The 24,425-nt window shown below is 32.7% G+C and carries 25 protein-coding genes, 1 tRNA gene and 1 CRISPR repeat array; of the genes, 6 read left to right on the plus strand and 20 right to left on the minus strand.

Annotation, left to right across the window (positions count from 1 at the left end):
• The first annotated feature begins 56 nt into the window (after positions 1 to 56).
• Both cas1 and cas2 read left to right on the plus strand, forming a co-directional pair.
• Complete coding sequence (gene cas1 / locus Q0857_RS12750; RefSeq protein ID WP_298535870.1) at positions 57 to 941, plus strand: type II CRISPR-associated endonuclease Cas1; 885 nt, start codon at positions 57 to 59, stop codon at positions 939 to 941.
• Positions 932 to 1,261, plus strand: coding sequence for a CRISPR-associated endonuclease Cas2 (gene cas2 / locus Q0857_RS12755; protein WP_298535872.1), 330 nt, complete (start codon positions 932 to 934; stop codon positions 1,259 to 1,261). The genes cas1 and cas2 overlap by 10 nt, the downstream gene beginning before the upstream one ends.
• 104 nt (positions 1,262 to 1,365) lie before the next feature.
• A CRISPR array of direct repeats spans positions 1,366 to 3,115; the repeat unit is 36 nt; unit sequence AATATCGTGTTCTCTAATCTTTAATCAAACCACAAC.
• A 103-nt stretch (positions 3,116 to 3,218) separates the two neighbouring features.
• Here cas2 and cas9 read toward each other — a convergent pair.
• A complete protein-coding gene (gene cas9, locus Q0857_RS12760) occupies positions 3,219 to 6,692 on the minus strand; it encodes a type II CRISPR RNA-guided endonuclease Cas9 (protein WP_298535874.1) in 3,474 nt (1,157 codons plus the stop codon).
• Between the two features lie 388 nt (positions 6,693 to 7,080).
• Between cas9 and Q0857_RS12765 the strand changes: the two genes are divergently transcribed.
• From Q0857_RS12765 to Q0857_RS12775, 3 genes are all read left to right on the plus strand, one after another.
• Positions 7,081 to 7,647, plus strand: coding sequence for a hypothetical protein (locus Q0857_RS12765; RefSeq protein WP_298535876.1), 567 nt, complete (start codon positions 7,081 to 7,083; stop codon positions 7,645 to 7,647).
• A gap of 147 nt (positions 7,648 to 7,794) precedes the next feature.
• Entirely contained in the window at positions 7,795 to 8,280 is a 486-nt protein-coding gene (locus Q0857_RS12770) for a plasmid maintenance system antidote protein (RefSeq protein ID WP_298535878.1), read from the plus strand.
• A 14-nt stretch (positions 8,281 to 8,294) separates the two neighbouring features.
• On the plus strand, positions 8,295 to 8,942 hold the full coding sequence (locus Q0857_RS12775) for a nucleotidyl transferase AbiEii/AbiGii toxin family protein (RefSeq protein ID WP_298535880.1): 648 nt from the start codon (positions 8,295 to 8,297) through the stop codon (positions 8,940 to 8,942).
• A gap of 86 nt (positions 8,943 to 9,028) precedes the next feature.
• On the opposite strand, the gene Q0857_RS12780 is transcribed toward Q0857_RS12775, so the two are convergent.
• From Q0857_RS12780 to Q0857_RS12860, 17 genes are all read right to left on the minus strand, one after another.
• Positions 9,029 to 9,268, minus strand: a complete 240-nt coding sequence (locus Q0857_RS12780; RefSeq protein ID WP_298535882.1) for a hypothetical protein — start codon at positions 9,266 to 9,268, stop codon at positions 9,029 to 9,031.
• A gap of 43 nt (positions 9,269 to 9,311) precedes the next feature.
• A complete protein-coding gene (locus Q0857_RS12785) occupies positions 9,312 to 9,560 on the minus strand; it encodes a hypothetical protein (RefSeq protein WP_298535884.1) in 249 nt (82 codons plus the stop codon).
• A gap of 146 nt (positions 9,561 to 9,706) precedes the next feature.
• Entirely contained in the window at positions 9,707 to 11,143 is a 1,437-nt protein-coding gene (locus Q0857_RS12790) for a type IV secretory system conjugative DNA transfer family protein (protein WP_298535886.1), read from the minus strand.
• Positions 11,140 to 12,174, minus strand: coding sequence for a MobB family relaxase (gene mobB, locus Q0857_RS12795; protein WP_298535888.1), 1,035 nt, complete (start codon positions 12,172 to 12,174; stop codon positions 11,140 to 11,142). The genes Q0857_RS12790 and mobB overlap by 4 nt, the downstream gene beginning before the upstream one ends.
• Positions 12,137 to 12,721, minus strand: coding sequence for a BfmA/BtgA family mobilization protein (locus Q0857_RS12800; RefSeq protein WP_298535890.1), 585 nt, complete (start codon positions 12,719 to 12,721; stop codon positions 12,137 to 12,139). The genes mobB and Q0857_RS12800 overlap by 38 nt, the downstream gene beginning before the upstream one ends.
• 458 nt (positions 12,722 to 13,179) lie before the next feature.
• On the minus strand, positions 13,180 to 13,377 hold the full coding sequence (locus Q0857_RS12805; protein WP_298535892.1) for a hypothetical protein: 198 nt from the start codon (positions 13,375 to 13,377) through the stop codon (positions 13,180 to 13,182).
• Positions 13,378 to 13,394: 17 nt separating this feature from the next.
• The gene (locus Q0857_RS12810; protein ID WP_298535895.1) at positions 13,395 to 13,838 is read right to left on the minus strand and encodes a RadC family protein; all 444 of its coding nucleotides are present in this window, start codon (positions 13,836 to 13,838) and stop codon (positions 13,395 to 13,397) included.
• Between the two features lie 70 nt (positions 13,839 to 13,908).
• On the minus strand, positions 13,909 to 14,247 hold the full coding sequence (locus Q0857_RS12815) for a single-stranded DNA-binding protein (RefSeq protein ID WP_298535897.1): 339 nt from the start codon (positions 14,245 to 14,247) through the stop codon (positions 13,909 to 13,911).
• Between the two features lie 746 nt (positions 14,248 to 14,993).
• A complete protein-coding gene (locus Q0857_RS12820) occupies positions 14,994 to 15,830 on the minus strand; it encodes a DUF932 domain-containing protein (RefSeq protein WP_298535899.1) in 837 nt (278 codons plus the stop codon).
• A 451-nt stretch (positions 15,831 to 16,281) separates the two neighbouring features.
• Positions 16,282 to 16,363: transfer RNA gene (locus tag Q0857_RS12825), tRNA-Leu, on the minus strand.
• 272 nt (positions 16,364 to 16,635) lie between these two features.
• Positions 16,636 to 17,766, minus strand: coding sequence for a type II secretion system F family protein (locus tag Q0857_RS12830; RefSeq protein WP_298535901.1), 1,131 nt, complete (start codon positions 17,764 to 17,766; stop codon positions 16,636 to 16,638).
• Entirely contained in the window at positions 17,766 to 18,230 is a 465-nt protein-coding gene (locus tag Q0857_RS12835; RefSeq protein WP_298535903.1) for a hypothetical protein, read from the minus strand. Before Q0857_RS12835 ends, Q0857_RS12830 begins: the two co-directional genes overlap by 1 nt.
• Positions 18,220 to 18,552, minus strand: coding sequence for a hypothetical protein (locus Q0857_RS12840; protein ID WP_298535905.1), 333 nt, complete (start codon positions 18,550 to 18,552; stop codon positions 18,220 to 18,222). The genes Q0857_RS12835 and Q0857_RS12840 overlap by 11 nt, the downstream gene beginning before the upstream one ends.
• Positions 18,540 to 19,802: a hypothetical protein gene (locus Q0857_RS12845; protein WP_298535907.1), complete on the minus strand. Its 1,263-nt coding sequence runs from the start codon at positions 19,800 to 19,802 to the stop codon at positions 18,540 to 18,542. Before Q0857_RS12845 ends, Q0857_RS12840 begins: the two co-directional genes overlap by 13 nt.
• Before the next feature lies 1 nt (position 19,803).
• Positions 19,804 to 20,259, minus strand: a complete 456-nt coding sequence (locus Q0857_RS12850; protein WP_298535908.1) for a hypothetical protein — start codon at positions 20,257 to 20,259, stop codon at positions 19,804 to 19,806.
• A complete protein-coding gene (locus Q0857_RS12855; RefSeq protein ID WP_298535910.1) occupies positions 20,249 to 20,608 on the minus strand; it encodes a hypothetical protein in 360 nt (119 codons plus the stop codon). Before Q0857_RS12855 ends, Q0857_RS12850 begins: the two co-directional genes overlap by 11 nt.
• A gap of 4 nt (positions 20,609 to 20,612) precedes the next feature.
• Entirely contained in the window at positions 20,613 to 21,344 is a 732-nt protein-coding gene (locus Q0857_RS12860) for a hypothetical protein (RefSeq protein ID WP_298535912.1), read from the minus strand.
• A gap of 191 nt (positions 21,345 to 21,535) precedes the next feature.
• Between Q0857_RS12860 and Q0857_RS12865 the strand changes: the two genes are divergently transcribed.
• Complete coding sequence (locus Q0857_RS12865) at positions 21,536 to 22,873, plus strand: DDE-type integrase/transposase/recombinase (protein ID WP_298535914.1); 1,338 nt, start codon at positions 21,536 to 21,538, stop codon at positions 22,871 to 22,873.
• Between the two features lie 180 nt (positions 22,874 to 23,053).
• Here Q0857_RS12865 and Q0857_RS12870 read toward each other — a convergent pair whose 3' ends face one another.
• Positions 23,054 to 23,329 carry a hypothetical protein gene (locus Q0857_RS12870; protein WP_298535916.1) on the minus strand — a complete coding sequence of 92 codons (276 nt, stop codon included), beginning with the start codon at positions 23,327 to 23,329 and terminating at the stop codon, positions 23,054 to 23,056.
• 2 nt (positions 23,330 to 23,331) lie between these two features.
• Positions 23,332 to 24,425: RHS repeat domain-containing protein (locus tag Q0857_RS12875; RefSeq protein ID WP_298535918.1), on the minus strand; the 1,094-nt coding region annotated here is incomplete at its 5' end.

Here is a 24,425-nt window from a genome sequence, read left to right on the forward strand (position 1 = left end):
TTTAACTTAATTATTAATTAGCATATTTTTTAAATCTTGTTAACTCTTAATAATTTATGCTAAAGAAAACACTATTATTTACCAATAAATGCTCTATCACTACTTCTCATGAGCAACTCGTCATTAAATCTAACCAAAGAAATAAAACAATACCGATTGAAGACATTGGCTATCTGGTGATAGACCACTGTGAAACATACATTAGTATTCCAGCTCTTAATAAATTAATAAACAATAATTGCGCAGTGATTTTTTGTAATGAAAAGCACTTACCAAATTCGATGTTACTAAACCTCAACAGTCATCACATACAACAAGAAATATTTAAACATCAAATTGAAGCAAGCTTACCTTTAAAAAAACAATTGTGGCAACAGACCATCAAAGAGAAAATTAGAAATCAAGGTATTCTGTTAGAAAAAACAACCCACAAAACAAACAACTTTGAATTCTTAGAGAGTAAAGTTTTAAGTGGAGACACTTCAAATATGGAAGCTGTTGCCGCTAATTTTTATTGGAAGTCTTTTTTTGAAATTGACTTTAAAAGAGCTCGATTTGGCAATTACCCCAATAACTTTTTAAACTACGGTTATGCTATTTTAAGGGCAGCAACGGCTAGAGCCTTATCTGGAAGTGGTTTGCTTAATACTTTAGGCATACATCATAAAAGTAAATATAATGCCTTTGCTCTAGCAGACGATATAATGGAACCTTTCAGACCAATTGTAGATGAAGTTGTTCATTATATTATTCAACAATATGATGAACAAGAACTTAATACTTTAATAAAATCTGAAATTCTGTCAATTCTTACCAGAACAGTTTATTTTAAAGGAGAGAAAAGCACCCTAATAGTTGCTTTACAAAAAACAGCTAGCTCACTACAACATTGTTATTCGGGAAAAAGAAAGAAAATTAAGTATCCTAAATTATGGAACTAAACGGTTATAGAATTATGTGGTTATTTGTATTTTTTGACTTACCAACAGACACCGCTAAAGACAGAAAAAATGCTTCTGGATTTAGAAAAAACTTATTAAAAGATGGTTTTACTATGATGCAATATTCTGTATATATGCGTCATTGTGCCAGTAGTGAAAGTGCAGATGCACATGAAAAAAGGATTAAAAAACTACTACCTCCCTTTGGAAAAGTTAGCATTCTTAGAATTACTGACAAACAATTTGGCAATATCATGAATTTTTGGGGACGATCTGAAGCTCCTAAAGAAACGCAGCCAACACAATTAGAATTGTTTTAAAACAAAAAATGCTTCAATCTTGCCCTATCATTGCAAAAAAGAAGCATTTTTTTAAACGATATTTCATCTTAAACACATGATTATCAGAAGACATACCTTCAACTAATATCGTGTTCTCTAATCTTTAATCAAACCACAACTAACAATAGGAATATAACTTTCAGTATCAAAATATCGTGTTCTCTAATCTTTAATCAAACCACAACATTTGAGCATTATTAACTGCTCCATCAACTAATATCGTGTTCTCTAATCTTTAATCAAACCACAACTGCTCCACACAAAAAAGGCTTTCGAACCTTAATATCGTGTTCTCTAATCTTTAATCAAACCACAACGTATAGCAACAGCTTCAATGCGCGGGTCGAAATATCGTGTTCTCTAATCTTTAATCAAACCACAACTGTTCACCAGATAGTAATACAGATGGAGACAATATCGTGTTCTCTAATCTTTAATCAAACCACAACTAAGTGGCACAGATTTAATATTCACGGGTAAATATCGTGTTCTCTAATCTTTAATCAAACCACAACATGTATTCTTGTATTACTGGAATAGCTTTTAATATCGTGTTCTCTAATCTTTAATCAAACCACAACATAAATGATGAAACCGTTGGAGGTATCATGAATATCGTGTTCTCTAATCTTTAATCAAACCACAACATTTTATTGGCTTTATAGAATAGTCAGGAAAATATCGTGTTCTCTAATCTTTAATCAAACCACAACACGTGATAAAGTGATTTCTCCTTTCTTGAAAATATCGTGTTCTCTAATCTTTAATCAAACCACAACAAATCATCAACAAATCTAATTCTTGTCCTTAATATCGTGTTCTCTAATCTTTAATCAAACCACAACTGTTGCTTTAGGTAAACCAAATAATTTCGTAATATCGTGTTCTCTAATCTTTAATCAAACCACAACGATCCGGCGTCATTGGTGTCGTACTTATCAAATATCGTGTTCTCTAATCTTTAATCAAACCACAACAAGCTTTACGCGAAACGGAAATGGATATTAATATCGTGTTCTCTAATCTTTAATCAAACCACAACTTTCAAATACTTCTCTTTCCAAAGCTTATCAATATCGTGTTCTCTAATCTTTAATCAAACCACAACTTATCCCTAAAAGCGTATTGTATGTGCGTGAATATCGTGTTCTCTAATCTTTAATCAAACCACAACCATACAGGAACACCGTATTACAATATAGTTAATATCGTGTTCTCTAATCTTTAATCAAACCACAACGTGAATCATGCCTATTCCGCCCGTTAAACTAATATCGTGTTCTCTAATCTTTAATCAAACCACAACTTTTAATTTATACGGGTAGTTTTTAAACTTAATATCGTGTTCTCTAATCTTTAATCAAACCACAACATCTGTATGGATCCATATATAGGAGTTGTCAATATCGTGTTCTCTAATCTTTAATCAAACCACAACTGCGGCAAATGTGTAAAATGTTTAAGGAGAATATCGTGTTCTCTAATCTTTAATCAAACCACAACCAAAAAACATCGAAACACCTTGTTAAAAAAAATATCGTGTTCTCTAATCTTTAATCAAACCACAACTCAATACCGTATTGTGAAAATGCAATTTCTAATATCGTGTTCTCTAATCTTTAATCAAACCACAACATATATATCTAAACTATCCATTATTTTGGCAATATCGTGTTCTCTAATCTTTAATCAAACCACAACAGTAATTCAACTAAGTATAGCTTTTACTAAAATATCGTGTTCTCTAATCTTTAATCAAACCACAACAGTTGCACACAAGTTTTAAACATTATTATTAATATCGTGTTCTCTAATCTTTAATCAAAAAGGTCTAAATCATTGTAAAAACTGAAAAGTCAATTATAAATTGTGGTTTAGTTATTTAAAATTAATAAATTTATGTCAAAGAACTTTAGATTTTATTGTAAATATAAATCTATATTTTTTCTATTTTTCCAGTAACAGAAATTTTTACTTTAATAGGATTAAACGTAAACCAACCTGTTTTACCTTCTCCAAAACCTCTAACTTGTTTGTATTTATCATCTGTAACAGTCGAAGAAGTATGTTTTCTGAAAAAATAATCACCAGAGGTTAACTTTTGTACTCTATAAATGTAATCTTTCAAAACGTTCTTATTAGGATTTTCCCAATCAATTTCATCTTCGTTTAGACCTAACAAAAACATATCGTTAATATGCAAAGTTGTAACTATTTCTTTTCCATCTGCAGGTAATTGATATACTGGAAATCCTTTCCGCTTGCGTTCAACAACCGTCCAAAACGTTACTACATCTTCCTTTAAATTCCCTTTCTCATCTTTATAAATTAACACATGATGGTTTTTTTGAGGGTCTACATATTGTTTTATATTATCCTTTAATCGTTCTGCCCTACCTAAAACCTTCTTTACTCTAACTTTATAAATTGGTATTGGTTCTCTTTTTATTCCTGATGGCTCTTTTTTATTTAACTTTTTATACCTCTTACCTTCATTAGGCATGAAAAATTTATTTTCTTTAAGATATCTATCTACTTTTCCCTTAATTATTTTTTGATTCTGTTTATCTAGATTTTTCTCTTTACTAATCATTTTAAGAAAAAAATCCTTTTCATCATAATCAAATGATTTTAAAATATTATCAACAATCACCTCCTTCAATTTTAAATCAATAATATTATTTAACTGTAAAAAACTCAAACTATTAATGGCAACCCTATAAACATATTCATCAGTATTACAATTTTTATTGCTACCATAAACTGTCTGATGATGTAATTGCCCTCTTGCTGCGACTCCTATATTTTTATAAGTTTTACCCTGTTTTTTTGTTGTATGCGTCCTTACAGTTAAAATAGATTTCGATTTTTTATGAGATACCAAAATCTGCTCTATAGCAATTTCAGCATCTTCTCTAAACGATTCCCATGGCATAGGAAATTGATGCAATGCATAATTTCTATCATAACGATTCCATTTACTTAACTCTTGTAAATGACTTCTAGTTGCGCATGCCATAACCAAAGCATCTATGGCATGATGACGGTGGTCATCCCTGGATTTAGCATCTTTTTCTTGGTTCAAAATTGTATTTAATCCCCAATGATGTCTCAATTTAGATGTCATTTGTCCTGGAGCCACCATTACTTTACCACATATTTTAGAAAGGTAGTTTTTAGCTTCTTTACTTATATATCGTGTATCATTTAATTGTCGGCTAATAAAGTCATCATCCTGTTTTTTCTTTACAAACTGTTTAAATTTATTATAGGCATTTGGGTAATTAGCTTTATTTTTAAAACAACTCAAAGCTTGTAACTTTATAGCTTGCCACTTTTCCTCTCCTTGTTTACTGTAAAATTCATAAGGTGTTAAATCGTCTTTAGCCCTATTCTCATCTGCAAAACAAAGCGTTTTATTCATAAAACTATCGTTTAATGAACGACTCCAAGGGTAAATATGCTCAATTTGTACTTCCCCACTAAACAATTGATTAACTTCGATATTTTTACCCGTATATGGACAGGTTTTATTACATTCTTCCCAGAGCTTATATTTTAAAAGGTTTAGATGTGTTGGTCGTTGTCCAATATAATCTAACTCGGCTTTTACGCGATCGTTTTGCTTTTCTAAAAATTGTTGCTTCCTCCTCGTTTCATATCTGTTTTTTTTAGAAGATTTTAAGTCACGTGCCAACTCAACTTTAATTTCATCTGGTTTGCCGTAATCATCAATAATTTCATTGACTAATTTTCTAATTTCAAAAAGCGCTGTAATAACAACAGGATTTTTAATGCCTTGAATTTCTTTATCTGCTATTGGGTTTACAGGTAGTCGGTCTAATAACATACTTGTTTCAATAGCACTACTATGATGGTATAATTTTAATAATTCTTTATCTGAAAGTCGGCATTCGGCTTTTAACATTTCCTTCAAAGGTTTTATATAACCCCCTTTAAGGTTTGATCGTACAATTTCTGGAACATTATCTAACATAAATTGCTTGTTAGTATGCCATGTATCTCCTAACGCATTTCTAACACCACCAAGTCCTACAGAAACATCATTCATAAACCCCATTTTTAAGAATGGAAGGATATTATTAATAGCTTTTCTGCTCAAATTAGCGTAACCGTCCTTTAAATTGAATTTTGAAATTCTATCAGCCTTTTCCTCACTAAAACCCCATTTCTCTATAGCATATTGTTTCAGTCTATCTCTATCATCAAAATTGTAAAGCACGTGCCAAATATCTTCTTTTTCTTTTTCTGAAAAATCAAACCATTTATCTCCAAAAAACTTTTTATTCGATAAGTTACTAATAGTATGACTTCCTAGAATTTTATCATCGTCTTTGTAATTAAATTGAAAATGACCATCTAACTTCCCTATTGTTTTTCTAACTTCTTTGAACTTTATTTTTTCTTTTGAAAATAGAAATTTTAATATCTTCTCCCTTTCATCTTGAGTTATAACTACTTTTTCTCCCGACAAATCACATTTTAAGGTATTTACCCATTCGTAGATTCTTCGCTCTTCGTTTGGAATGGCACTAACTGGGCATTTTGTTTTTTTTGGCTCAAATGTACAGTGCCCCACTAAATGTTTTTGCGAGCGAAGCGGTCGCTGATGAAATAGAACACCATCTTCTGAGTAACCATCTTTTTTTCGTCCGCCTAAAATAGTTTTGAGTTCTTTTGTTAACTCTGGATGAAATTGTTTTTGAGTTTCCCAAATGGTTTCAAACTCATCAACATACATTTGTCTTGTGGTATACCTGTTTCTTATACGTTTTAAATCTCCTGTATAAGGCTCATTTTCTTTAGGGTAAATAGTATTCAAAAAAGCTCCAAGTGTTTGGCTATCCTTAATGCTTTCAGCAGTTTCACTAATTCCAATTTTACCAATTTTAGTATCACCTTTAAAAATGACACTTTTCTCATTATTATCAGCACCAGCGCTTCTGCTATTACTTTGAAATCCACGCCGCTGAATCATATGATAAAATATTCTACCTAATTCTACTAAACTAATTTGTTCTTTAATGGCTTTCGCCCTTAATTGATATGGATTCAATTTTAACCATTCCTGTAAATCATGATTACTAAATATTTCTTTCTGATTCCATATCTTAACAACAGAGTATTCTATAGGACATAAGCCTTTTTTGGCAAGTTCACGTAATAAATAGCGTTTGCGCAATCTACGTCTATAAAATTGTCTTCTTGTACCACGGGCATCCGTTCTACTTGCATTTTTTGAAGCCTCTCTCCCCTCTCCTTCTCCTAGATTTACGACACCCTCAGGAAATATTCTACTTCCGATTCCTAAAATGTTATTTTCCTTTTCATTTATTAACGCCCAACCAATAGAGTTTGTTCCTAAATCCAATCCTAATATTTTCGTCATAATTTTAATAAATTAGTGACTATAAAGCTAAAAGAATTTTATTATTTTTCTTACGGGAAATCTCATTAATTATTAAGAAATAAATTCGTACATTTGGGATGTGAAAATTTTATTCTAATCTTTAATCTTATCACAATAAGGCTATATGCCGTAGAAGAAATTCTTGAGTCCTGCTTCGGTGGGACTTTTTTTTTGAGATTTAATTGCCGTATTAGTGCAATTGAAGGCTCTATTTTTTTGGGGTATAACTTCATAGAAAAATGACGACTTAGGTTCATAGACTTCCTAGGATTTTGAGAAATTTGCTATTCAGTCTGTATTTATTAATTTAGTTTTTTAATCAAATGCCTAATAAGGCAGTAATAGGCTATTAATACAAAGGAATTAGATGAAATTAAACAAACAGAAAAAATTTGAAGCATTACTTCATAGACATGCTGATATGTCGAATTTATTACAGGTTATGATGCGTGCAGATTTGAGAATTTTTTCTGGGTTTCTAACCTTACAATTTGCCTTTGGTGGTTTTATATCTCAGTTCTCGCTTTCCGAATTTGGAAAAATAGGGTTATTTATAATAGATTTGGCACTTGCTTCCACATGCTATTTTATTCTTCGCAACCATAATGAAAGAAGAAATGAAGTGGTTCAAACCCTTAAAAATTGTAACGAGGCTTTAGGTTATAATGAGCCTGGTGTTTATATTGAATCAAAACCTTTAAACAGCAAAACAGAGAGAAGACCTTGGTTAAAGTTTTATATCATTAGTAATATAATTACGGTTATTGGGATTGGTTTTATTTTATTTTTTGGAAATCCAAAACCTAAAGTTGATGGAAATAGTATGATTAAAAAGGCTCTAAATATTCCCATGAAACCTACCCAGGACACCTTAAACACAACCATTATTAAAGAACACATATTACCTACAGATACGCTCACCAAAAAGCAATAACTCCGTTATTTAAGAGTGTAGTCATCAAAACTGAATACTGCTCTGCCTTTAAAGATCATCACTATGCTCCTATATGCTCATTTAATTATGATATCTGGCAAGGTATTTGTTTTTAAAAATGTAAACAAAATTATTTATATTTGTATTATGAATGACCTCATAGAAAAATACAAAGGCATCCATCCGGGTTTTATACTTGAGCGTGAGCTAAATAAACGTTTGATTCGTCAACGTCCATTTGCTATGTCCATAAATGAACATCCCCAAACACTTAATGCGATTACTAAAGGTAAAAGAAAACTTAATACCCATCTAGCCTTAAAGATAGAAACTGAGTTAGATATGGAAGAAGGCACCTTAGCTCTATTACAAACGTATTATGACATTGCTAAAGAAAAGAAAAAACAGACCTTAAAAACTCCAAACCTTTCCATTTTAAGACCATCTTTATTCTGGGATACAGATATTAACACTATAGATTGGGACAAACAATATAAGGCGGTTATAAAGCGTGTTTTTGAGCGTGGCAACACGGATGAACAAAAAGAGATTCGCCGCTTTTATGGTCTAAAGAAAATAAATGCAACTTTAAACGCAACAACTAGAAAACCATATACGGTGTCTAGATTATAAGCCTATATATTTCCATGTTATATTATAATACAGTAAATGACTTACTTCGAGAAAGCTTAGGACAACTCATGGATTCAGAAGTCTTTAGTGATTTCAGGTTGGTTGGAGGAACAGCATTAAGTCTACAAATTGGGCATAGGGAATCTATCGATATTGATTTATTTAGCGATGCTGCTTATGGTACTATTGACTTTAAAGTCATCGATACCTATCTTGAATCAAACTTCGCCTATATTGACCATCTTAGTAACATCGACCCTGGATTAGGAAAGGCTTATTTTATAGGCCATGATTCAGACCACGCTTTAAAATTAGATGTTTATTATACGGATGAATATATACAGCCTGAATATACTGAAGACCGTATTAGAATGGCAACCATAGAAGAAATCATTGCCATGAAGCTAGATGTTATACAAAGAGGTGGTAGAAAAAAGGATTTTTGGGACTTACACGAACTCTTTAACACTTATAATATTGAACACATGTTACAATTGCATAAGCAACGTTACCCTTATGGACATGACAGCGCACTAATCCTTCAAAATTTTATTGATTTTTCACAGGCGGATCATGACTTCGATCCTATTTGTTACATGGGAAAGCACTGGGAATTTATTAAAGAGGATATTGTCGACGTCATTCATGCTTATAATATTTAAATCAGCATAATAGCTAATTTTTTTTAAAATACAGGCCATAAATGGCTTCATTTAAATGTTAAAAGCATCCATACTAAAACGAAACCTTATTCATTTTTTTTTGCCTCTATAGACTTAATACTCTCTTTTTTAAACATCTGCTTGTATGCTTTTAACAAGCCTTCTTCTTTACATCTAAAATAGAGCCATCCTTTTTTATATCCCTTGAACTGTCTTCTTCTTTCCAAATAGGTTACTTTCTCCATATCTGACAAGGTTCTGTAATTGTTTCTATATGTTTTACGCGGAAAGACAGATCTGAATACACCCCACAGGATAAATTCCAATATTTTAAAGAAGAAGACAACCAGCATTCCCATATTATAGCATTTAGAAATATCGAATCAGTGCCCTGAGTTTCACACAGAGATTAGCATGTAATTCATGATAGGTTGTTTCATCAATAGCAACAAAGTCTTCCCATTCCTCCATATCTTCTATGACGTCCTCCCATTTGGAAAACCCAAAGACCATAAAATCATAGCTTGTAGATGTCATAAGAGTTTCTTTGGACAACTTATACAAGGCCATCGCTTTTTGATTAGCACATAAAATGTAAGTCCTTAGTTTAGTATTCATATTCAATAAAATAAGTAAATTTAGTTAAGTTTCGGGTTTATCATAGCGATTATTGAATTTATTACTTTGTAGTCAAACTTTAATCCTTTACAGACAAATGACACAAACACATGGTAGTCTAAAAATCAACATGAAATTAAAAGCGATCAAAATAAGTTGGCTATCTCTCCATATATCCGCTTATAATGAAGCTCTAATTCCTCATCCGTGAGTACAACCTTTTTTTCAGGCAATACCTTTACTATCTTTTGGAGTTTAAACTGCACCTTTTTATCTTTTCCATCCGCAAAGGCAACAAACTCTCCTTGTTTTAATTGGAAGAAAATAGCGGCCCGCTGTTTAGAAACTTCCTTCTCCCCTTTGGTAACTCTGGTATCAAAATTGAGATTAAAGCCTTTATTAACGCTCGTGGTTTTCATTTTTATTAACTCAAAAAACTGCTCATAGTATTTGGCGGTATCGGGGTCATTGACCTTTCCAAAAAACTGATAAGATAAATTGCTCAAAATCGCTTTACTGGCTTTATCTCCATAGAGCATATCATTCTGTATTTTATCTTGCATGATGTAGACTGTAGAGATATCATAACTCCTTAGCGTAGCCGGAATGCGATGCATATTCACTAATCGAATGGTAGGTGCTTCCTCTAAAAGTATAAATGACGATTCTCGATGCCGAACACTCATTTGTTTAATAACCGTGTGCATGATTGTTGCTATTATAGGTGCATAGGCCGATTCGTATTTCGGATTATTGACTATGGATATGACAGCGCGATTATCTGGTTTATTGGCATCAAGTGGCACTTCATCTTTTGAGAGTACCATAAAAATACGTTGAGAACTAATCTTCTTAAACGCATTAGCTAACGTACTTTTCACGCCTGCCGTTTGCTTTTCAGATTCTATCCCATTAATAAAAGCACTCGCCATACTTTTAGAGGTGATGTTGGAACTGAGAAAAGCCACTAGTTTTTTAGTATGCATACTTTGAAAGGTAGCAATGAGATATGGTAAGGTGCAATACTTTGGGTAATCACATTTTAGTTTCCAAATCAAACCTGCCAATAAGCCTTCCACAGCATCATTAAAGAAACGTGACGTGGCGTTGGGCACGCCCGTTTGTTCCAATAAATTTTCAATAAGTACCCTAGAAAGTTCATTGACACTTTCTTCATTCGGCAGATACCTCGGAGCTATAGGGTTTACTTTAGAGTAGATCCGATCAAATGAAATGATGTAGAATGTCACTTGATCTTTATTCTGAAACAAGGGATATGCCATTTCGGTAAGTTCAAAATCCTTATAATCATGAATGATTCCGCAGAAGTCGTGTTTACTGAAATGCTGCAAGAGATTATAAACGACACTTTCTGTTTTCCCACTACCAGCCGAACCAATAACAGATACACCACGTTTAATATTATCAATTTTCAACTTCCCCCGTTTCAGTTTAAAACGAACTCCATATTTTTTATCAGCAGAGCCAGCACCTTCTTCATGAAAAAAGACATAAACTACAATACTCAAAATGAGTACTGGAATGATGATATACAGAACAATATGTGGCCATGACAAACTCATATCCCGATAGATCCAGATTCGATAGCTTTTCCGATACTTCGTTTTAAATACTTAATCGCTTTTAACATCAATTGCACTTTATTGGTAGGCAAATTTAAAAGCGTTGTATTCACACCTGCTTTACTAAGCATTTTAAAAGCTATTGCTTTTTGCGTAGTTGGTAAACCCATGATGCTTGCCAAGTATTTTTGTGGGTTTTTAATAAAAAGCTTTCTAGCCTTATAAGATTCCACATAATTGCGATTGTATTGAAACTTTTTATCAAAAGTTTTTTCAGAATTCGAAAAAAACACATCTCTATTAAACCCGCGCTTGACTATTTTACCATTCATTTCTACTTCAGAAGCTTTGTATTTACTCCCTGGAGATAAACTATATCTATTGGACTTATCTTTCCTACTCATTATAATATGAATATGAGATTGCGCCCCTTGTTTCGGCATACCTTGAACAATCATTTGCCCATTTAGCTGATGGGGCGCGTCGGCATTAAGCTGCTTTATTTGCCTTAAAATGGCCTTACGATCACCTTGCAATTTACCCTGTTCAATTTTCAGAATATCATGTCTTAAGCGCACGATCTTCTTTTGAAAAGGGGCATTTTCTTGAATGGCCTTATCCATACCTTTATAAATTCTTTCATGTTCTACTTTGGCATAATATACAATGTCGTCTACGTGAATTGGTCTACCATCAATTTCGCGATTAAATGCTTTCGCATAATCCTCCATAAGTGCACGGGTATAAGCTTTCAAATCTTGTGAATGATTTTTTAAATGTTTTAATTCATGTTGACTCGGGCTAACTGTCAATGCATAGAATTTTGGTTCTGATTTCTTAAGTTTGGACGTATTCGAATCAATATCATGAATAACCGTTTTGTTAGAAACGGCATCATCATATTGGTTAAAAAAAAACTCCATATCCTCCCGGGGTTTCCCTTCATTCTCTTTTTCTAAATATCCAACAAAATCGGCAACAGAACTTGCGTAATTAGCTCCTATTTTCTGGGGTGTTATACTCATGTACATGCTCCAGTTTTTTTTTAAATTGTTTCATAGACTCTTTATTAACATCTAATCTATAATGTCCGACGCCAAAATTATTTCTCACATATTTCAATGTTTTAAGCAGATCTGTGGTGTCTTGTTTTAGGTTCGTATAATCTTTCTGAGATTTGTGATAGGCTTTCTGATAATACTCAAGTTCTTCACGTTCTGTAATGAGTTTTGGTGTTCCAAAATTAAAAGTGTCTTCTTCAATACTTTCCATTTTGGCAGTTTCTTCAAACAGTGTTTTTAAAATGAGGGTGGTTGGTTTGTGATGCATCTTTTCTATGCTCTTGATAATGGCGATAATGGCATTAGAGCGTTTAATGATTTGCCCTTTTAGTGAGGTAATGCTATCCCCTAGATTATCTTGCGGAGAAACTCCATTTAATTCAAAAAAGTTAATCATATGGTATAAGGTCATCGACTGTGATTTTGAAATAGTTTTACAATACTTTCTAAATTTATGTGCTACTGAAGATTTGATGCTTAAACTCTCAAATCGTTCTTTTTCATATCCTTTATCCATTTTTTCGTGAAAAATTTGTTGGTTTTACTGGGCTCTAAGAGTTTTTCCGTGAAAATGGAAAAACACCTTTTTTTCATAAAACCTCTAATCCCTTTATCTATAAGGGATTGCATAAAAATAAAAACCTGTAACATCGCATCGCGTGTTACCCTCTTGCTTATCGATTTCGTCATGCTTCAGCATGACAAAATTTTCAAACAACCTGACTAAAAAGTCCGTTGCTTTTTTTACTCATAACAACTTGCTACGGTATTAAAGGTATTTGTTTTAGGCTCTAATTAAAAACGCGAATTGATGTCAAATGCTTTGGTTTTATGGTATTCAAAATGATTTTCAAAAACGGCAGGTTCTAGGACGTCAGATTTTTAAAAAAATGACATCCTCATTTATACTTTATACGGTTTTTGAAAAAAGACCTTTGAAAAACTCAAAGGTCTCATGGATGGTTGAAGTAAGCTCTAGATATTAAAAACGAATATGTAGTTATATAGATTTCGAATAGCCTCTTCATTTAGAAGGGTATCATAATCTAAATGATTTTCTATGGCATAAGCTTTTAAGTCATCCCCAGACTGTTGCTCCACATCACACTTTGAATTTTGAAGTAACCGCTCTTGAGTTTCAGCATCCAGATTATTATAATTTAAGTATATCATGATTCCTAAATTTTAAATTATAAGACATTATGATCTGCAAAACTGTAATACTTCCCATTTGGAATGATTATCAAATGGTCTAGTATTTTAACATCAAAAAGCGCAGCTGCTTTTTTTATTTTTTGGGTAAGGATTTTATCGGCTTCACTTGGTTTTAAGATTCCACTAGGGTGATTATGTGCTAAAATAACACCAACCGAAAGTGACTTTAAAACGATACCAAACAAAATTCTAACATCTACGAGAGTTCCAGTAATACCTCCCGAAGATATTTGGCAAATTCCTTTGACCATATTTGAATTATTAAGAAGCATAATATTAAAGGTTTCAAATAAACCTATAGTGTTTTTATTCCAATGCTTATAAAGAATATCCTTGGCATCTGAAGAACTTGAAATTTTTACTTGCGTCTTGAGTTTCTCTTTATAACTTATTTGTATTTCATTAACTTTGCTGTTCATTGTAAGTTTCTTTAGAAATTAATAATGAAAAGAGGGTGTTACATTAAAAGGGAACACCCTCTTCTTAATCCTATTTATGGTTTCCTAGAAATAATACTTCCTTAACTTGAATTTCGGTCACATAGCGTATTATACCCTCCTTATCCTCGTATGAACGTGAAGTTAGTTTACCTTCAATAACAACTTCTTTGCCTTTAGTTGCAAACTTTTCAATGATGTCCGCAACCTTGCCCCATGCCACAAGATTGTGCCAATTGGTATCGGTTTGTTTTTCGCCCTTACTGTTTTTGTAATGCTCGTTTGTTGCCATGGCAATACGGGCTACTTTTTTACCGTTCTCTAATTCTGTAATGGTTGGCTCAACACCAACGTTTCCGATTAACTGTACTTTGTTTCTTAATGTACTCATGATTTAAAAAATTTAGATTAATGTTTCCCCTATGGGATTTAAAACAGATTAAATTTTAAGGGGTGTTTTGTTCGATTTCTTTCGTGCTCCGCACCATAGATGACGTGGGTTTTGTCAAGACTTTTAGAACACAAATCAGGAGTGTCTGCAACGTAGAAAATCTTTGGATTTTCAAGGACGTAGAAACCTTCTTTTTTTTTAAAACTTGTATAGTCTTTACAAGTTCCATAAGGACATTAGAAATTCTTTTTAGAACAGTTTCAATGTGAACGTACAGAAAGTTAAGTGACCATTGTAAATGTGATAAAATTAGAAGTGCTTATGTCGTGCCTGTTTTTCGATGCCCCGAAAAACAATAAAGGTGTCATTTATTATAAACCCCTTAAAATGCGTATGACAGCGGATCGGTTTTTAAGAAATTTCGGGTGAGGTCTCAAGAAGACCGCGCCGAAAATCCTGTTAATAAAACCGAAGTGATGGCTTTCCAGTGAAGAAGCGGACTTGATTCACAAGTTGGGCTCGGTAATGAAGTGTTCCTTCCCAGCATAGCGGGAAGGGTTAGCATGGAAAGCCAAAATTGGGGATTGTGTCCAAGATATGTGTAGTGAAGCTCTTTTCCTGTGAAGGAGTGCTTTCCTGCCTTTTCGGCAGACAGGCTCGGAGAAAAAGGGAATGTGCTGAGCGGGATTAGGAATGTCGTATTTTAAAAAATCCAGTTTAAGGTACTGGACAAACCTTTAATTTCTCTAAGCCATGTCAAAGACTTCATCGAATAACTTCTTATCCAACCGCTCTTGTTGACCGAAGCCTTTCTTTAATGTATTGTGTAAAACCGAGTTAAAAGCATTGTAGCCTAACCATAGATTTGGTTCTTCGTTGAGCAATAAGGCCTCGTAATTCAAAATCTTAATGACTTCACGAGACTTTTTTGAAGGGCTACTATTCTTGTCGCTACATTCGTACCTAAACAGCTTCGTTTTATCAAGAATAGCTTTAACGAACTCTTGTGTATCAATAATTTTAAATGCTTTCATCTTATCGAACTTCTTAGTAATGGTGTAAAACTCGTTATCTAAAAATTTGTCAAACAAGTTGTTCAGTCGAGGCATAATTAGATGCGTGTTGTTCTTACTGTGCTTTATGGAAAACTCTATTTCCGCCTGAGAAACGTGCAAACCGTTAGAACATACTTTTCGGTAAAACCCGAAGTGGCCAGAGGTCTTTTCGCTACCGTCATAAGAGTTCTTAAAACGAAGCATCGGCAATATCAAATCCTCTTTGTTTTTCACAAAGAATTGACTTTTATCCTCAATAATGAAGTCCGTAATAAAGGACCTATCATTCTTATTGATGGTACGTTTATGGTAGTTCAGGTCTGCATTGGATAGCATGTCTTCAGCTTTTCTGAAGAACAATGGATTCGGAATATGTCCGTAGCTGTTCGATACGACATTGACGATTTTCCCATTGGAGATAATGACGTTGTCAAGTCCACGTCTAGATTCCATTTGCGTCAAAGTTTTTAAGGATTTCATTTCTGATGGAACAAAGATGTCATCCTGCTGTAAATTTTGTAAATACATAGCTTTTGAATTTAGATTAAACAATATTTAAGCGGTCACCCAAACGGAAGTTAAAATCACAGCTCAAAAGGAAACGGAATAAATGAGTTTTGGGCGAAGCGATGGCTTTATGCCGTAGTCTTTTGATGGGTGTATTTTACGAGTTTAAATTGCGGTGATATGGATTATATATCTTCAAGACTCATCCATTCTTGTTCTCCACCCCTGCTTTTTGAAGTTTATTTATTTACTTCAAAATTCTGAGTATGTCACCCCATACCTCTGAAAAAAGAGCATAGAAAAATAACTATGAGAATGTAAGCTAATAGCATAATTAGTTTCAGAGAAGTTCCTGTCAGTGTTTTCTATATAGTCATGAGCAAGAAGAAGATGTTCTACCTATGTTGTACCCGAATAAAAATTGAGGGCTATTTTAAAAGAAAAAAGTCGAAGATTTCTATTCTACTTTTTGTGCAGGTGTGGAGACTCGAACTCCCACACCTCGCGGCACAAGATCCTAAGTCTAGCATATCTACCAATGCCACCACGCCCGCTTTTTCAATATTTTAAGAACTCTTCCTTGAATAATTCCTAAGTCTAAATAAAAGCAAAAGCTGTAATACTTACTAAAACTTCTAATAAATATAAATATGATGAATATTTAATGCATTCCCTAATAAAGGACTCTCTCTTATAAAAATGAATTGAGTTTTGCAAGCTTTCAAGATCCGTTTGAAACTTTTTTAGTGAAGCCATTTTTATGAAATGTATTTTTCAAACGAAGGGAAATGTGCTTGCACTTTTTAAACAATACGCATTGATTTAGTTATCCCATCACAGAACTCAACTTAAACATTGGCAAGTACATAGCCACTAGAATAACACCAACCAAAACACCAACAATTAGAATTATAAAAGGCTCCATGAGTGTAGACAACATTTTAGATTTTTGCTGTACTTGAGTATTATATTGTTGATTTAAGCGTTCAAAAATGTATTCTGTTTGATTTGTTTCTTCGGCCACTTTTACAAGAGCTACCATTTTATCACCAAATAAAGTATGTTGTTTTAAACTTTCACTTAGAGATTCTCCTTTTAAAATATACTGTTCAACATTCTCTAAGGCATCTTGCAAGGGATAAAAATTAATCATCTGCTTTACGAGCTGAATACTATTAACCATAGGCACCTTAGACGCTGTTAGTAAAGCAACAGCTTGGGTAAATTGCGATAAATACACTGTCTTAACAAAATCGCCTATAAAAGGGAGTTTTAAAACCGCTTGATCTTTTAATTGTTTTAGCCTCTTTTTTCTTTTTAGAATAGGCTTAACTGCAAAAACTAATACCAATAGGCATAGTAGTACCCAACCATAACGACTCAATAATTCAGAAGCCCTAATAATGAATTTGGTTATGGTTGGCAATTCAACACCTTGTTGTTCAAATATATCTTGAAACATGGGTACTACATAATGAAGCATAAAAAACACCACTAAAACGGCCGTGCTTAAAATAATAAGCGGATAGGTCAATGCACTTATTAATTCTCTGCGTTGCTCATTTTTTCTAGTGAAAAACTCACCTAATTGTTCAATAACTTGTGCTAATGTTCCTGTTTCTTCTCCTATTCTAATAGAATGATACTCATAGTTAGTAAAGGGTTTATGAACCCGTAAAGCTTCAGAGAAACTTTGCCCAGAAACAATATCCTCGCATATTTTATTCAAAATCTCTTGATTCTGCTTTTTCTTCTGTGATTTCCCAATGAGCTCTAAAGCGTCTTTTAAGGATACGCCAGCTTTTAATAAAACACTAAATTCAGCATAAAAGTCTTCTTTTATTTTATTGGAAAATGCGTTATTAAAAAGTGTGATTTCCTTTTGAAGAAAACCGACATCTGTCTTTGGCTTTTTAGCTTTTGGAGTGGGTTTTATATTATCTAATTGAAACGCCATTAATTCATATATAAGCTAGCATCATTATCTTTACAAACAAACAACAGTTGCCTATGGTGATCCTTTGATACCTTTAATTTTAAAGCATCAACCTGTCCTCCATTCACATGATTCCCATCCAAGAAGAACAATTTATCAGCGATTTCAATCTTGAAAGTATCTAAGTCTTTAATGATTAGTCTATCTCCAAACTTATAGGCTATTGAATCTATTTCAGATTTAAGAATTAATTGATCTTCCAATCCATTGTAACTAATATTTGAATAGCTATTAAAATCTATAAATAAAGACTGCTCTAACAAACTCAATTTCATATCCTTGCTTAAATTTGTTTGAATGACATTCATATGGCTTCTTACAAGTGATAATACTGAAAAGGCTATACCAACAGTGATACTTGTTAAAATAATCACAACAACCATTTCACTTATTGTGTACGCTTGTATTTTATGATTAATAGTCATGAAATGCTTTTTTTATGGTTCTATGAGAAAGGCTTTCAATAGCTTCGAACACCACCACATTTTTTTGATTGACTTTATGATTTTCAATAGTAATTTCCCATGTTTTGAAATCATCATAAAAGGGCAAGGGCAACTTTTTATTTTTATTTAAATACTGAAGCTCCTTAAAATAGGTGTTCACAGCCTTTGTATTGATTTTTATAGTATTAGAGAACACATTATTTAAAATCATACTAGCCAAAATAAAAATGACCAAAATAAGAACCGTAGCAACCAAGGTTTCCATAAGTGTAGAAGCCTTTATTTTTTTTAGTATAACCATTTAGCAATCCCCTTGTTTGAATCTTTGAATGATAGACCTACGTATTCTTGAGGTAATTCATCAACAATAATGGTTCCATTATAAATATGATTTTGATAAACCGATCCGGACTGTTTAGCCACAAAACTTGATGCATATACACTACCAAAAACACTTCCCAGCAATTCCAAATTCATATTACAATAAACTTCACCATAAACTTTAGCGTCTTTCTCAATAAATAATTGTGATTGATAATTTTTGATCTCGCCTAAGCAGGTAATAACACCTTTAAGTACTGAACCCCTACCAATAATTATAGTGGGAGAATTCAAGACACTTTTGTCTACATCCACCCCACTTCTATAATCATTTAAGACAAGTGCACTTGGGTAATTTAATTGACACCTTTCTCCTACTCTAATTTCTTTTGATGCTATCCCTTGAAAAACACCCTTTACTTGGTCTTTAATTTGAATGCTTGGTGCGATTAAAAGAACATCTTTTAAATTGGATGATGCATCCACAATGATTCTTGTTTTTGATTGAACTACAATATGCCCAGTTAAAGACACATTTGTTAAATCAATATCAAATTTGCTATAAATCATTTGTATAGGCGCTTTAAATGAATTTGTGTGTGATAAATTTTGTTCCAAATCGAGATACTGCTTAGCATCAACATGTGTATATTTATTACTTATTTGCTCCAGCCCACCTAACCATTCTGATTGAAGCTTTGGTAAGGTCTTACTTGTTTTTTGCTTACCATAAATCAATTCAGCACCATAATATGAGTGTCCTGAAATATTTCCAGTTCTCACGCCCTGTTGGGGCACATAACTTGTACCTTTAATTTTAGTCTTACCCACAAGCACTAACGGCCGATTATGATCCTCAATATAAAGCGCCGTTCTATCATTTTCAGGTTGCGAGCTGCCTGCTAAAGCTATTTGAGTAAAATCCATATTCTTTATTCTAGAAACGGAAACTATTTTCTCATAAATACCCCAAAAATCACGGTATACTGTTAATGTTTTAAAGGTGTTTTCAATTATGCTAACCTTGGTAGAATCATTTAATGGCATCTCATTACTAAGCGAATGGTAAATTCCAAATTTTGCATTGTCTATAGTTTCTTTAGTAAGTTGCTGTTGAACATCAATTTTTTTATATGTATGTATAAATAGAATAAAACCAGATAGCAATAATGCTATAACCACAACAATAAAGGTGGTGAATTGCAATGCTCCTGCTTTTACTTTTATCATGTTATGTTTTTTTAAATGTTTTTCTTTCCTTTTTATAGGATACTAAAACACTTGATTTGGTACCTCGTATTAATTTCACTTCTTCAATAACTTGACCCTTTTTAAAAATATATTGTTTGCCATTTACTGATATAATGAATAGTGTAGTTTGATCCTTGCCTTTTGAAATAGTACCATGATATTCTAATGGTATCCATTCTAGTCTATTTTTTTTTATTGATTTATTTAAGGCTTTTTTTTTAACCATTAAGGTTCCTAAAAAAGGATCTCTATTGACCATGCTTATGGAAAAGGTATCCACTTTCTGTTCATAAACCGGGTTAAACGAACTACTAAAATCAACCATGTCTGGTATTGCCTTTTTAGGATGTATAGTGATCATTATTTTATAACCCACAATCCCCCAAACTACCAATACTACCAACAGTAAAGTATATGTTTTTGTTTTACTCTTCAATTTTAAAACTTTGTATGGTGTACCCTGTATTATAATCAGAATTCTCAGCGCTAACACGCCATTCATAAGTTTTAAAACCTAAAGTTGTTGAAAAACTGGTACCTGCTAGTGTAGAATCGGCTTCTATTTGTAAAGCATTTGAAAATGAAGGTGTGGCTACTTGTATATGATACCGTTCTGCATCCTCAACTATTTCCCAAGAAAATGTTATTAAGGTGTCTTTCAATACGGTATTATTAGTTGGCGCCAATATTTTTACTGAGCTGCTGGATATGTCTTTAACACCAATAATATCATCACAGGCATGACATAAAAACATAAGTACAAACAATACAAACAGGTTTCTCATGATGCTATAATTTATAAATATTCACCTTTGTTTTAGCTTTTTTCGCTTTTCTATAAGTTTTATTCGGGCAGTTCTTATTTGTTTGTACAAAATCTACAATATTAATATGATGTGCCTTATCTTCCTGCCAGCAGCAATTTTGTTTTTTAAAAGCAAAGGCCACACCTTGGTTAAATGATATTATTTGCTTTTCATTTTTTAAACTGTATAATTCTAAAGCGTAAGTTTTAGGAGTATGCTCAATTAAAAATACAGATTCTGCCATTTTTAAAGCTTTTAACTGCTCTTCATTAAATGCCAATGACACACTGGTTACAATATTGGCCGATGGGTTAAGACTTAAATAATCTTTAACACTTTTATTTTCTTTAGTATTCAATGCCTTTAACACAGCTATTTTGTCAATTAATTTTAAAGTTACAAACTCTGGCTTGGACTCTAAGGAGTCAACATAATTAATACGAATATCATTAAACTGAACGGCCGATGCATTTAAGAATGACTTATAAGTTTGTTGACTAAATGGCACCACTTCAACAACGAGTTTGATGGGCGCATTGTATACAGGCCATGCAACATTATTGTGCGCGGTTTGCAGAACCACATCTTTATCTAAGCCAATGCTACAAATAGGTATACGTTGTATTGTAGTTTCGTGTGATGCCTTATTAATAGATGTTGTTTTACACCCCATCAATAAAGCGATAAGGCATAAAGTAAAAAGAGTATGTTTCATTATTTGGGCTTGATAAACAATACATTAAAAATACTATAACCCAAATCATAAAAGGTAAGGTTACCCCTTACTGTTTGTAAGGGTTGTATTTTCCACTTACACCTAATAGTAGTGTATAAAAAGTACAATACCTTTTTTAAGGATGACCCTTACTACCTGTCAAAAATTTAATTGAAGTTTTGTAACAAAAAATGAACACCAAAACATTAGCACAAACCGACGATTCTTTTCTTGTATATCATAAACACATTGCTAAGCGCAAATCTTGGGATACCAATATTAAACATTATTTCAGACTAGGCCTTGAAGACAGTTTACCCATTGAGCTTAGAAATAAAGTTGCTTCCTCTAATATTTCAAGATGGAAACGAGAACATTCAAACAAATATATAGGCTGTGAACTATCAGAATACATTAAAGACGATATCTTGCTGTTCAACAAAATTGGCCAAACACAAAGGTTGAAGAGCCTGAATAAAGCCTATTTTAAATTACTTGAAACCTTGCATGCTGTAGCAGTAAACTTTGGCAGCTTTAAATCTGAAATTTATGCGCAAAAAGAGCTCATAGTCAATAGTATTGAAAGTGTAAAAAATTCAATTCCTATAAATAACGCTCTAAAAGTCTTTAACATATCTAGAGCCACATACCACAACTATAAATCATTAGTGATTCACAAATGCGAACCTTCTTATTTTAAATGGTGTACCAAAAGATTTTCAAACCAACTATTGGCTTCCGAAGTAGAAACCATTAAGCAATATGTAACACATCCTGAGTATTGCCATTGGTCTAAACCTTCCATTTACTTAAAAGCGTTAAGAGATAAAAAGTTGAGCTGCTGTGAGAGTACATTCTATAAATACTGCAAGCTTCTAGGCTTTAAAACCAAACGCCTTAAACGAAAATCAGACAATTACAATCCTATTAGAACTTCAAAACCAAATGAACTGTGGTGTGCTGATGTCACTATATTTAAGACCACTAACACTAAGAAACATTATATTCATCTTTTAATAGATCACTTCTCTAAAATGATTTTAGCCTATAGAATATGTAATAGCAATTCGGGCCGAGCTATTAAAAATATTCTCAAAGAAGCGAGAGAAAAATATAACCCTAGTCATATTCAGTTTCTCACCGATGCAGGTTGCGAAAACGTAAACCATACTGTTTCTGGATATTTGTCAAACTTAAATATGACTTCCAAACATACTATTGCTCAACACGATGTTATCTATTCAAATTCAATGATTGAAGCTTTAAATAAAGTGATAAAACAACAATTTTTATATCCTGAAACTATTCATTCAAGAAAACAGCTTAATCTCATAATGAGTAAAACAGTTAAGGATTATAATACTTTAAGACCTCAAAAAGCACTAGGTGGTAATACGCCCTTTGAGGTATTTAACGGAGACCCCATTGAAATTAACCAATACAAAATCCACTTTAAATCTCATCAAGATTTAAGACGACTTCAAAACAAAAAAACCCATTGTAGCACATGTAAAAAACCTTCTAAATAATTTGCCGTTTTTATTAACTTAAATGATTTAAGAAACTCATATTTACTTTATGGTATTCCCTTATAAGGGACAACTTATTCTAAAAGCGTTTTGAGTTTTGCAGGGCTTCCAAGATTAGTGCTATGTAACAAAAAAACCACCTCGTTAAAGGTGGCTTCATCATTCATTGTTTATGATAATTCATTGGAAATAATAGTAGTATATCAGTAGACCTATTGGTATAATCATTGTTAATACGTACAAAATATTGTTTGAAAATAATGAAGTCTTATATTTTAAAAAGGTTATTAAAATAAGTTGTATAATAACCATTCCAATAGGAACAAATAATTCATATCCTTCAATACCTGCTCCTGAACCAAATATTCCAAATTCTATAAAAGAACCTATCATTTGCAGAAGATAATAAACGATTAAACTTATTATTAAATACCCAATACTTTTTAATACTTCCATTTTTATTCTTTAACAGTTACTTTAATTCCATATGCTTTCATTTTTTCGATAAAACCATTAATCAATTTAGTATTATCTCCTTTACTTTCTGTAAATGCATCCATAAATGATTTTAAATCATTTTTGAAAGACCGTATTCTATGAGATTCCCCAAATTTACCTTTTTCTGAATTACTTTTAAATGCTCCTTTAAGTCCACTCATATCATCTCCTGATAACATATCATAGCCTCTATCGATTGAATAAGCATCAACTCCATCTGGAGAATCAATAGAATTAGATTGATGTGGAGCTAAATTTAATACAAAGTCGATTACATTGTTTGGGTCTGCAAACAATTCAGAATTCTCTCTAATATAACGCAAAAGTCTGCTTGTATATCCTGCTCCAAAAGCTGCTCCTCTACTATGCGTATAGATTTGTATTTTTTCTGTTATTTTCCCTGTTTCTGGGTCTCTTTCAAGTTTAGCTATAATATTGTCTATATCTTTCTCCGCTGCTTTATAACCTCCATTATATCTACTATTTGCTCCTAAAGCATTTCTTTTAGTCGCATAACCACCAGATTTATAGCTATAACCATAACCTCTATCTCCATCTACATAGTGAATCTGACCTCCTGGATTAGCTATACCAGAGCCTTTAATTGTAGCTATAATTTCGGAAGTCCAATAAGATTCATCTCCTCTTTCAGAATCATATTCAACTTTACCATTTATCAGTATTGGAAGCTCTCCATCTAAATCCAGATAGACTATTGGACTATTTAATGCGTAAACATATGGTGAAGAAGATTCTAAAACGTCTGCTGCTGGGTCAACATTCATCCAGCGTCCAAGCCATTTATCATAGTTCCTTGCCCCAAAATCCATCCATTGTAAACCGAGTTCGTCCTGTTCTTCTTTACCACTGTATCCATAAGGATGATGCACTCCATTTACTACATTATTGTAACCTTTGTGAGAGCCACCAAAGGGATAGTAGTTATTCTCCTCAATAATTTCATTTTCTTGAACAATTCCATCATTATCTAAATCTTGCCCTAATCCTTCAACATCAATATGTCCATCATTATCACTATCAGAGTAGGACAGTC

It is taken from the genome of uncultured Algibacter sp. (assembly GCF_947495925.1).
Lineage (GTDB): Bacteria > Bacteroidota > Bacteroidia > Flavobacteriales > Flavobacteriaceae > Algibacter_E.